The organism is Halorubrum sp. SD690R (genome assembly GCF_005435035.1).
GTDB lineage: Archaea > Halobacteriota > Halobacteria > Halobacteriales > Haloferacaceae > Halorubrum > Halorubrum ezzemoulense.
Window position 1 is genome coordinate 1 of the sequence record NZ_SGTV01000055.1, and the last position, 9,345, is coordinate 9,345.

Below are 9,345 nucleotides of genomic sequence, written 5' to 3' on the forward strand. Positions count from 1 at the left end.
GGTCAGTTCCCGTAATGGTTCGATGACCGATACGAAACCGCTCTCGGAGGCATCGCTCAACCGAGGTTTGCGCACCGATTCAGTCGAAATCACACATCTCACACCCGCTGTAGTCTCAACTTCCACAAAACGCGGTTTGATAAACTCGTGAATGCTATATGTTATTTCTGGCGCCGCTTCGATCCTGAAGAGATTAATCTTAAAATTAATCTTAGGAATATGCTGGTCACTTTACCAGCCGAAGACCATGTCCCAGAATATGAGGACGTCGGCCACACCGACGATCGCTCCAAACAACAGCCAGGTATTGAACAATGATGCGAGGTTGAGAAACGGCCCCGATACTGTGAGCCCCAAACTCGACGCCGCGGTCGCCATCCCGACTAGGATCACGCCGATGATGACCCAGAGAACGGTCGCACCAGCAGCGATGACGATTCTGTCCCCACTCATCGTCGACCTAGCGCAGACACTCGGCTACTGTCCATCGTACCAGGGCGGCGCACCGAACGCGTCAGCGTAGCAGTCCGGGTGACACGGTCGCTTGCGGTTGTCCGGCCACGCCCGATCGAGCGGAACCTGCTCACCACAGAGTCCGCACTCGGCGGTGTGACCTGCCTGGCGAGCGTCCGGTGAGAGGTTCCGCGCCTCGATGTAGAGCTCGTGGAGCGCCCACGGCGTGAGGCGAACGTCAACACGCTCAGCCGACTCGGGATCCCCGTCCGGCGTCGCGGCCGAGAGCGTAAGCACCCAGTCGTCACCGGGCTCGCCGTCGGTCGCTGGCCCGAGGGCGATCGTCCCCGCGAGGTTGTCGTCGACGTAGTACCACTCTGCGTCGCGGTCGACGTGGTAGTGGCCATCGGGGCGCGGATCCTCGGGATCGACGTCGTCGCCCATCGTGTATCTTCGCTGAGTCAGGCGTTCGCCTTCCGGCCCTGTCCCGACCCAGTCGTGAGCGGGATGTCGGCGTCGATTTCGTCGTACCACACGACCGGCCGCTTTGCCCGGCCATTCTCCTCGAGTTCGACGAGGCCGTAGTCGGCCAGCTCGTTCACGTTCTCGAGGACCTCTGGTGGGTTCCGATCAACGAGGCGAGCGAGCTCGCGGATGCTCTCCGGCTCGTGTTCGACGATCGCCTCCAAGAGCTCAAGGTTGGTCGAGCGGAAGACGCGACCGAACGTTTCGAGATTCTCGATCGAGAGCGTCGGTTCGCTGGGGTCGACGTCCTCGCCGGCGTCTATCGCCTCGAGGCGCTCTTCGAGGTCGCTACGGTCGGCAGACTTGATCTGAACATGGAGAGTCTGGGTCATGGGTGGGGTGTGGGGTTGTGGGTCGGAATTAGTTGCGGGTCTGTACGTCGGTCACCGTACTTGAACGGGCTACCAGTCGTCGCGCTTCTCTTCTGGGAGCGCCGCCCGCCAGGCGCGGAAGATCTCCGCAAGGCCGGGGTAGTCGATCTCGAAGGTCTCACCGCCGAGGTGGAGTTCGTGGACGCCGTGGTGGTTGTCGAACCGGATGATTGGATCGTCTGCGCCGGCTTCACCGTAGTGGTGCGCGTACTTGATCCCGTCCTCGAACCGGTCTGAGGTCGGGACCGAAAGAACACACACCCGCGCAACGGTGCCGTCGGCGTAGGCTTCAATCTCATCTTCGAGTACGGTGACATCATCGCTCATCCACACATGTGCCGACGCACCCTGCTCCGATAAGTGTTAGGAAAAATCCTAACAGTACCAAGGAACGGATAGCACCCATGAAGACAACAGAGCGATCGCTCTGTCAGCTGTGGGGCTACCCAGATGTGGCTGATGCGGTACTACTCGTTGTCGGAGTCGTCATCGACAGAGGCCTGGGACAGCTGTCTGTTGCCTGTCTGAGCTACTGCCCGACTGATTTCCTTCTCAAACAGGTTCTTGATTCTATCTTTGGACAATCCATTGAAAAACAGTGGATGATTCTTCTCGACCAGGTGTTTGGTCGAGTCCCAAATATAGTTCGAATTTTGAGAAGGCAGAAATCGAGTTAATCTTAATCTTAATATTAGTATTAATCTAAATAGTCTCTTCTACGGTGTCTAGATACGCTACGTGGAGTTCACACGAGAAGAGCGTGAAATACTAGAGCTAAACAGTCCTCGAACGCGGCGGTTCGATCAGCTGTCGTGATCAATATAGTTGGCTTCCCATTCAGTCCGAGCTTCAATCTCTCTGGTGCCCCGACGAGTAGTGGTGTACTCGTTGGTCCGTCGGTCGCGCTGGCTCTTCTCGATGAGTCCCTTCTCAACGAGCGTATCGAGATTTGGATAGAGTCGGCCATGATGAATTTCTTTTTCGTAGTAGTCCTCGAGCTCGTCTTTGATCGCGAGTCCGTGGGGGTCATCAAGTCCGGCAACTACGTACAGCAGATCGCGCTGAAAGCCAGTGAGATCGTACATGTCGCAATTTACTCATTCGAGTTTTGAAATACTATTGATCTGGCCCTGTATGGAGTGAAGTGATTCATCACTCTCCCCGTGGGTCACCAACCGGTATTTCACCATATTCTGGACATGAGACCCATCCCTGTCCAAATGCCCCACCCATCCCTTGGTCCGGGCTCCATTCGTGTTCATCCCCACAATGTGGACAGTCTACTAGTGGAGGGTCAATCTCCAGTGCCTCTTGCTGGATGAAATGATTTCCTTGGTATGAATCACAGTTCTGACAGACGTTTCCCCAGACTTTCTTGCCGAGAGTATTGCTGTAGACCCGTTCAACAGGGGTTTCGTAATTCGCTAATATATCTCCGAGAGGCGTATCAAGATGGTCTCCTCGTGGCCAGACAACAGGCGTTTGCTCGCCACACTGCCAGCATTCTGTTTCCCACGTCAGCAATTTCTGGCGATCAACTGGGAGATCGTCTGGGAGCATGATAGCAAATCCTACTCTGATTGACTATTTGATTCTTTGTTCTGGATGTGGTAGAATCCGGTATTCGCCTACCGATACGTCCGCTTCGACGCTCAAAGAGACCCCTCAGACACCTATTCCACACGATTTTTAGTAGCGTCTCTCAGTTAAGCCTACTATGCGACTCGACGACTACCCCGAACGAGACGGGAAGCGGGTCTGGCTCAGCCAGAGCGACGAGAACGACGAGGTCGCAGCGCTCATCGACGAGGCGAAGTCTCCCGAACAGGAGATTGCGTTTCGACTTGGCGTTCAGGCTGGGCTCCGTCGCGAGGAGATCGCCAGCGTCACCAGCAACGACTTCACGCACGCTCCCGACGGCTTCCTCCGCGTCTGGAACGACTATGCAAAACGCGGGAAGTATCGCGAGACGCCGATCCCGAAAGAACTCGCTAGTTCTGTTCGGACGCTGTCGTACGAGCGTGATCCCGACGAGCCGGTTGTCGGCGTTGAGCCGAACTCGATCTATCGCTGGGTGAAGCGAGCTGGCGAGCGACGCTACGCGGCAACCGGTGACGAGGGATGGACCTATCTCGACGTCCACGACCTCCGGCGGACGTGGGGCGGGCATCTCTTGTGGGACTGCGGCGTCCTTCCCGCCGTGGTAATGAGCTTCGGTGGGTGGGAGGACTGGGAGACGTTCCGGAACCACTACCTCGGGGAAATGAGTCCAGCGGCTGCCGAGCGAGAGCGGAAGAAGATCTCGTATGTCACGGGCGATGTCGAGTCCGACCCGGGTACGGATCCGGTTTTCGAGCCGACGGTTCAGTCGGGTTCTCTATACTGATCTATAGGCCTAATCGTAAGCCAATTTGTAGATGGCTCTTGCCCAACCTGGCGAAACAACTATTCGATATGTGATATAGGCTGCTACTGACTGCTGAATATAGAGGATACAGTCAGCAATGGAACTGCGTTATTTTCTCCGTTAAAATCCAGAACCAACCGATAGAACGTGCCTGCGTATTGACTGCCGAGGATTCTACCATTACAGAAGTGTTCCGATAGGCGTGCGAGATACAGAGCGCATATTCACGCTACTTCAAATTATAAAGAGAATATATGATTAAAATTTGTAAGATACTATTCTATATTCTTCTTCTAAATCTGGGTTTTCGATTTGGGAACGACTTCGTATCGATCCGGTTTCGTTCCACATATCAAGCTCTCTATGTGTGATGTAAGGAAATGTGCGGGGACTTGTGAATCAGCTTGTTGCACCTGCTTTCTCACTCTGTCGTTGGAAATACGGCCAACTGCTTCTTTTTCAGAGTATCCTTTGTCTAAGTATTCAAGAAACTCATCACGCGCAACGATTGATTCAACATACTCATCAGTTTCAGAGGAAGTGAAATCAATCCGACAGACTCTAAATTCGTCATACTCTTCGAGATAGAATCTCCCATACACACAGCTATATTCCTCGAGAGTATGAAGATCATCTATATAGTGTTGATTATCGATATAGTCGAAACATATTCCAAAGTATTCTCTATTAGTTTTACTCTCGCTTGATTCTGTGTTCCTATCTTCTGAAGGAGAAGAATCGGTGTTTAGTTCATCAGCTAGCGAATACAATTCATCTTCGAACCGTCCGCTGTACGAACCAATAATCGACAAAATAGATTCTTTTTGTTCAGTAGTAAGATCTGTACTACTCCAATCCGAGACCGCGTCTCTAATTTCATCTGTCGTCTGTTGCTGGGAACCCGTATTTTCCGTCCAGTGAAGGCCTATGTTGTACAATTTCCAAGTTAATTCATTTGGCACTTGGTCACCGGATTCATATCCAAGCTCACGATAGATTTGGGCTGTCACATTCGGTGTCTGAAGTGGTATTGGATGTGAATATCCGTCGATCGGTGCGTGGACATAGTACCCTCCTTTGTCGTATGACTCAGAGTATCTCTTTAGAACTGGCATATTACGTTTGTTTTCCCAACTTCTGTATTAAACATTGGCGTGGTCGTCGATCCTCTGTATCTCGCAAGGCATTTCTGACAGAAGTGAAGGAAGTATAGACCGACCTTGGTGTATGAATCTTCTGTACTGAGCGAATCGATCTATCCTGATTTCGTCACTGCGACGTGCCACATTCGCGCCCTGTATTCATCACGGAATGTTCTATCAATTTGCGAATAGTAGCGTTTCACCGAGTTCGGGAAGAGCCTTGTAGATTTGATTTTACTGTTCAGAAAACCCCCGTTTCCTGTACGACTGCTTACCCAGATGAAATAGAAGACCCTACTGAAATCCTGTAGAACCGACACGAACACCGTCCTGACTCGATGGAAACGCTGCTACTCCACGAGAGCATGAAACAAGACAGACAAAAGAGGCGTTAACTGTCTCGTGTCGCCCTCCCGTGGTTGTCGAGATGCGTCTGTGCAAACTGCTGCCAGTGCTGCTCAAGGTACGCCTCACCTTCCCAGAGTCCATCAATATCGACGTTGAAGTCCTTGATGTCGGCACCAACATCCCGATAGTAGCGGTCAACGTGTATGGTCCCCTCGTCGTGTTCAGCGTTGTCGACTTTCGCGACCTCGACAACCGTCCCATCAGACAACTCAAAGAACAGGATGACTGCGAACGATTCAGGCTTATTGACGCTTGGGTCGGCGCGCGTGCCGATTTGGAATACTGTACTTCTGATACGACCAACCTCGTAGAGGTACTCAAAGTCGGAATTTCGAGTCATGTATGTAGATGGTTGAGCTAAGAGACGCAGAACGCCTCTCCACTCTTACGTACGTGTTCTATTGACTTAAATGTTTTGTTTTTGACTGTTCAAATCGTAGAATAGACTGAGACACTCATTATCGGGCATCTCAGCAAAGTTTAAACCGTTGAGGTACGTACACAACGGTGAGGTAAATCAATATGTCTGAATCCGATGTGGGTACTCCCCTCAACACCGGTAAATCTGAAGTTGCTGATCGTACGGGGTTGCGGAGTGAACTCGCTCGCTCACTCGCCCGAGGCGGTATGTCGGGCGTCCAAGTCATAAGCTGGGAAACAGCCCAAGAAGTTCTAACGCCCAAGCGCCGCGAAGTCGTGGGGGTACTCGGGCGGATGTCGCCCAATTCAGTCCGCGAACTCAGCCGTGAGCTAGATCGGGACAAAGCACAAGTGAGCCGAGATCTCGCTGCCCTCGCAGAGCACGGCATTATTCGGTACGAGGAGGATGGCCAGGTGAAGAAGCCTCGACTGACGCAGGAGCATTTGGTCGTTGAACCCGTGGTCTGAGTTGTGTACCCTTAGGCTGCGAGGATTCGAGGCCGCTTATCGTGGTTTCTGGCTTTGTTGAAATCCTCAGCAAGTGACATATTCTGACCCGGTTGCGGTCAATACAGAGGACTCACGAATCGCACAGCAAAGAAATCAATAGAGTGACTAGTTCTTTAAGACCAGTAGATATATTTTTTAGTGTTAGAAGTTGAGAGTATGGGTTTCGAAAGAACAGCAGATCGCGTTATGACCGTTCTTCCGCTCCCTGTTGCACTCTGGATGGGAGTTATTGGGAACCTAATCAGCATGTTTGGGCTTCTCTCATTCAGTACGGTTGCTCTCTTACGCCGTCGTTCCACAAGAGTCCGACAATGGACAAATCAGCATCAGTGGTTGTTTTTAGCAATTCTAACACCTATTGCTGTGGCCACAACGTTAGGCGCGATGACTTGAAGCGATCAGTACGCAGCTCTCATTGACTGGCTGTTTCATGCGATGATATGTCTGAAAAATAGGAATTCAACCAAGCTAAAAACCTCAATCTAGTCAGGATCCGTTGGGCTGTCCGTCTTCCTGAGGAGCGGGGAAATCAGACGCGGACAGCAGTGAGTTTACTGGGTCGGTATCAAGCGTGCCTAATACTGCCGCGGCCGGCCCGCTGACAAGAACTGCGCCTAACTGCTCGTTAGTGTTTTGCACAGCGAGCCCTTCAGTATCGGCTGCGTACGTTCGCACGTCCTCGATCGCGGCCGAAATAATCTCTATCTGGGCGTCACGGAATTCTGCCTGCGCGTCCTCCCGCGAAAGATTCTCTTCCTGAACACGTGTTCCAATTTCTTCCTGAGCCTGTTGAATCTCTTCTTGAACATCAAGTGCGATCGTTGCGCTCGCCCTATTGTCGTCCTCAGTTCCATCCTCCCCACCATCAGTCTGCTCAGTTATGTTGCCGTCTGAGCCCGCGAGGTTACCGCACCCGGCGAGCCCGAGTGTGGAACCGGTTACGGCTGCTGCCAGTACATTTCGTCGTGGCGTACTCATTACACGTTCTCATCCCCTGGTTCACTTGTTGGTTTCGTCAGGCTCGTGGCTACTGATCGCACCCATCTCAATACCTTGACCACTATAGCGACACTTAAGATCCAGAACTAAAGCAACCGATTATTTCTCTATAGAGTTATTTTTCGGATAGAGGCAGTCATATTGTATCCATATAAACTTTCGCCGGTAGAGATATTATGATTGTTTGGTAATGTATAACAATCCACGTGAAACAACGTGGTAGGAGACATTATGAACGGAATACAAGACGGAGTTGCGGTCGTCACTGGCGGTGGATCGGGAATTGGTCGACAGTCGTCGCTTCGGTTCGCCGAGGCAGGAGCAAAGGTCGTTGTCGCCGATATCGACGAAGACGGCGGCCACGAGACGGTTGAGATGATCAGGGGTGACGGTGGCGAGGCGACGTTTGTCAAGACAAACGTCACCGACTCTGATGATATTGACGCAATGGTACAGACGGCGCTCGACGAGTACGGCGGACTTGACTTCGCACACAACAACGCCGGCATCGCAGATGAGGGTACCCGCCTTGCTGAATACGACGAAACACAGTGGGATCAGATGATCGATGTAAATCTGAAAGGTGTTTGGCGATGTCTGAAAGCCGAGATCCCAGAGATGATCGAACGAGGTGGTGGCGCCATCGTCAACACTTCCTCAGTCGCTGGTGTGAGCGCGAACGGAAGCGCGCACTACGCGGCCAGTAAACACGGCGTTATTGGGTTGACTCGGCGGGCAACGGTTGACTATGCTGAGGATGGAATCCGGTTCAACGCTGTCTGTCCGGGTGTCATCGACACGCCAATGGTCCAACAGGCGGGAGAGGACAACAGCGAAGAGATGGACCGCATTACTGCGGGTATCCCAGCAGGACGCCTCGGTGAGCCCCAAGAGATAGCCGATACTGTCGTTTGGCTCTGTTCTGAGGACTCCTCTTACGTGATGGGACAGCCAATTATTGTCGACGGAGGGTTGCTTGCTCAGTAGCTGAACAAATATCGCAGCGGTGGCTTTCGTTACGGCGGCACCGTGGGGTGTGTTTTTTCATACTATACACCAGTTCCCGGGAGTTTCACACAATAGAAATAGCGATTTAATTCGACTTTGAAGCCCGTATACGGCTATTTACGGCGGCACTACGGTGTCTTCCCACCCCGCATTGCCGCCACAATTACAATTCAGCAGTCGGTCATCACTGGACCGAAGAGGTCGGTATGAGCTACCTGTTACGCTTGATCCACGCACAGAATTCGTCGAAATCCTTTGCGCCGGCCTGCTCGGCGACGCTCCGCAACGTTCCCATATTGACCTCGTCGTGTAGAGGGACCGGAACAGTACGCGCGTCCGAATCGTGGTCTGCGGGCGGTTCCCAGCGGAGTATCGCATGGTCACCGTTCGTTCGGTCCCACTCGTAGATACCGCTGTTCACCATCACCTTCACGATCTCTTTGCCCGAAAACGTTCCTTGTGCCATACAGTCACTGGAACACGTCAGACTCGTCCAGTGACCCAGAGTTGTTCTGTTCCGGGTTAATCCCCATCGTACGGAGTTCCTCGTCGCTCGGCGACTCTCCAGCACCGTGATAGCCGGCGACGGCCTCGTCGAGGTTTTCGAGCGCTGCCTCCCGGGTCTTTCCTTGCGACGTGACACCGGTGTCTTCGTCACGAGCAATCCACATGTCTCCGCTCTCGCCAACAGACAGTGAAATGTTGACCGGCAGTATGGGCTCCTCATCGCCGGGGTCGTCGATGTCTGTACTCATGACTCTAGGGAGGCTTGGGAGTCGAATAAATCTGGTGTGTGTAGTGGATCGTGTTGTATTCGCTCTCTGTATTCGGCATGAGCTTGACGAACTACTAGCGGCCGAGGATTTCAACAGATCCGCCCCTAGATGTATTAGAATCCTACTACTATGGATCTCAAATCCTGTTTGAAACGTTCAAGAATCCCCCGTTTCCTGTACGGTCGCTCGTCTGTAGGGGATTGTTGGTACAGTTGTCGCCAGTTGAGTGGAGGAACTAATCGACCTTCTAAGCATCGCTACCGTGAACTCCCAATCTGATTCATACACCGCAAGCCGCAAGACCGCAGTCTATCAACAATGTGCTA

General features: G+C 52.5%; 14 protein-coding genes. 4 read left to right on the forward strand and 10 right to left on the reverse strand.

Going from position 1 to position 9,345, the window contains the following annotated elements:
* Window positions 1-231 precede the first annotated feature (231 nt).
* The 4 genes from EXE41_RS17765 to EXE41_RS17780 all read right to left on the reverse strand — a co-directional run bounded on the left by EXE41_RS17765 (window position 232) and on the right by EXE41_RS17780 (window position 1,676).
* A complete protein-coding gene (locus EXE41_RS17765) occupies window positions 232-453 on the reverse strand; it encodes a hypothetical protein (protein ID WP_137691689.1) in 222 nt (73 codons plus the stop codon).
* A 24-nt stretch (window positions 454-477) separates the two neighbouring features.
* Window positions 478-897 carry a hypothetical protein gene (locus EXE41_RS17770; protein WP_137691690.1) on the reverse strand — a complete coding sequence of 140 codons (420 nt, stop codon included), beginning with the start codon at window positions 895-897 and terminating at the stop codon, window positions 478-480.
* A gap of 17 nt (window positions 898-914) precedes the next feature.
* Entirely contained in the window at window positions 915-1,310 is a 396-nt protein-coding gene (locus tag EXE41_RS17775) for a transcriptional regulator (RefSeq protein ID WP_006630784.1), read from the reverse strand.
* A gap of 69 nt (window positions 1,311-1,379) precedes the next feature.
* Window positions 1,380-1,676 (reverse strand): DUF6516 family protein, encoded by a 297-nt coding sequence (locus tag EXE41_RS17780; protein WP_137691691.1) that lies wholly within the window; start codon window positions 1,674-1,676, stop codon window positions 1,380-1,382.
* Between the two features lie 77 nt (window positions 1,677-1,753).
* Here EXE41_RS17780 and EXE41_RS17785 point away from each other — a divergent pair, with 77 nt between their 5' ends.
* A complete protein-coding gene (locus tag EXE41_RS17785) occupies window positions 1,754-2,026 on the forward strand; it encodes a hypothetical protein (RefSeq protein WP_137691692.1) in 273 nt (90 codons plus the stop codon).
* 126 nt (window positions 2,027-2,152) lie between these two features.
* Here EXE41_RS17785 and EXE41_RS17790 read toward each other — a convergent pair whose 3' ends face one another.
* On the reverse strand, window positions 2,153-2,434 hold the full coding sequence (locus tag EXE41_RS17790; protein WP_094580463.1) for a helix-turn-helix transcriptional regulator: 282 nt from the start codon (window positions 2,432-2,434) through the stop codon (window positions 2,153-2,155).
* A gap of 632 nt (window positions 2,435-3,066) precedes the next feature.
* Between EXE41_RS17790 and EXE41_RS17800 the strand changes: the two genes are divergently transcribed.
* Window positions 3,067-3,735: a site-specific integrase gene (locus EXE41_RS17800; protein WP_137691693.1), complete on the forward strand. Its 669-nt coding sequence runs from the start codon at window positions 3,067-3,069 to the stop codon at window positions 3,733-3,735.
* A 314-nt stretch (window positions 3,736-4,049) separates the two neighbouring features.
* Here the strand turns inward: EXE41_RS17800 and EXE41_RS17805 are convergent, their stop codons facing one another.
* The gene (locus EXE41_RS17805; RefSeq protein WP_137691694.1) at window positions 4,050-4,871 is read right to left on the reverse strand and encodes a hypothetical protein; all 822 of its coding nucleotides are present in this window, start codon (window positions 4,869-4,871) and stop codon (window positions 4,050-4,052) included.
* Window positions 4,872-5,289: 418 nt separating this feature from the next.
* Window positions 5,290-5,646: a hypothetical protein gene (locus EXE41_RS17810; RefSeq protein ID WP_137691695.1), complete on the reverse strand. Its 357-nt coding sequence runs from the start codon at window positions 5,644-5,646 to the stop codon at window positions 5,290-5,292.
* A 287-nt stretch (window positions 5,647-5,933) separates the two neighbouring features.
* Here EXE41_RS17810 and EXE41_RS17815 point away from each other — a divergent pair, with 287 nt between their 5' ends.
* Window positions 5,934-6,194 carry a helix-turn-helix domain-containing protein gene (locus EXE41_RS17815; protein WP_137691696.1) on the forward strand — a complete coding sequence of 87 codons (261 nt, stop codon included), beginning with the start codon at window positions 5,934-5,936 and terminating at the stop codon, window positions 6,192-6,194.
* 528 nt (window positions 6,195-6,722) lie between these two features.
* Here the strand turns inward: EXE41_RS17815 and EXE41_RS17820 are convergent.
* Window positions 6,723-7,214, reverse strand: coding sequence for a hypothetical protein (locus EXE41_RS17820; protein WP_137691697.1), 492 nt, complete (start codon window positions 7,212-7,214; stop codon window positions 6,723-6,725).
* A 252-nt stretch (window positions 7,215-7,466) separates the two neighbouring features.
* Between EXE41_RS17820 and EXE41_RS17825 the strand changes: the two genes are divergently transcribed.
* A complete protein-coding gene (locus tag EXE41_RS17825; protein WP_137691699.1) occupies window positions 7,467-8,222 on the forward strand; it encodes a glucose 1-dehydrogenase in 756 nt (251 codons plus the stop codon).
* Between the two features lie 232 nt (window positions 8,223-8,454).
* Here the strand turns inward: EXE41_RS17825 and EXE41_RS17830 are convergent, their stop codons facing one another.
* Both EXE41_RS17830 and EXE41_RS17835 read right to left on the reverse strand, forming a co-directional pair.
* Window positions 8,455-8,709, reverse strand: coding sequence for a type II toxin-antitoxin system HicA family toxin (locus EXE41_RS17830; RefSeq protein ID WP_137691698.1), 255 nt, complete (start codon window positions 8,707-8,709; stop codon window positions 8,455-8,457).
* A 4-nt stretch (window positions 8,710-8,713) separates the two neighbouring features.
* The gene (locus EXE41_RS17835) at window positions 8,714-8,998 is read right to left on the reverse strand and encodes a type II toxin-antitoxin system HicB family antitoxin (RefSeq protein WP_049933568.1); all 285 of its coding nucleotides are present in this window, start codon (window positions 8,996-8,998) and stop codon (window positions 8,714-8,716) included.
* Window positions 8,999-9,345 lie beyond the last annotated feature (347 nt).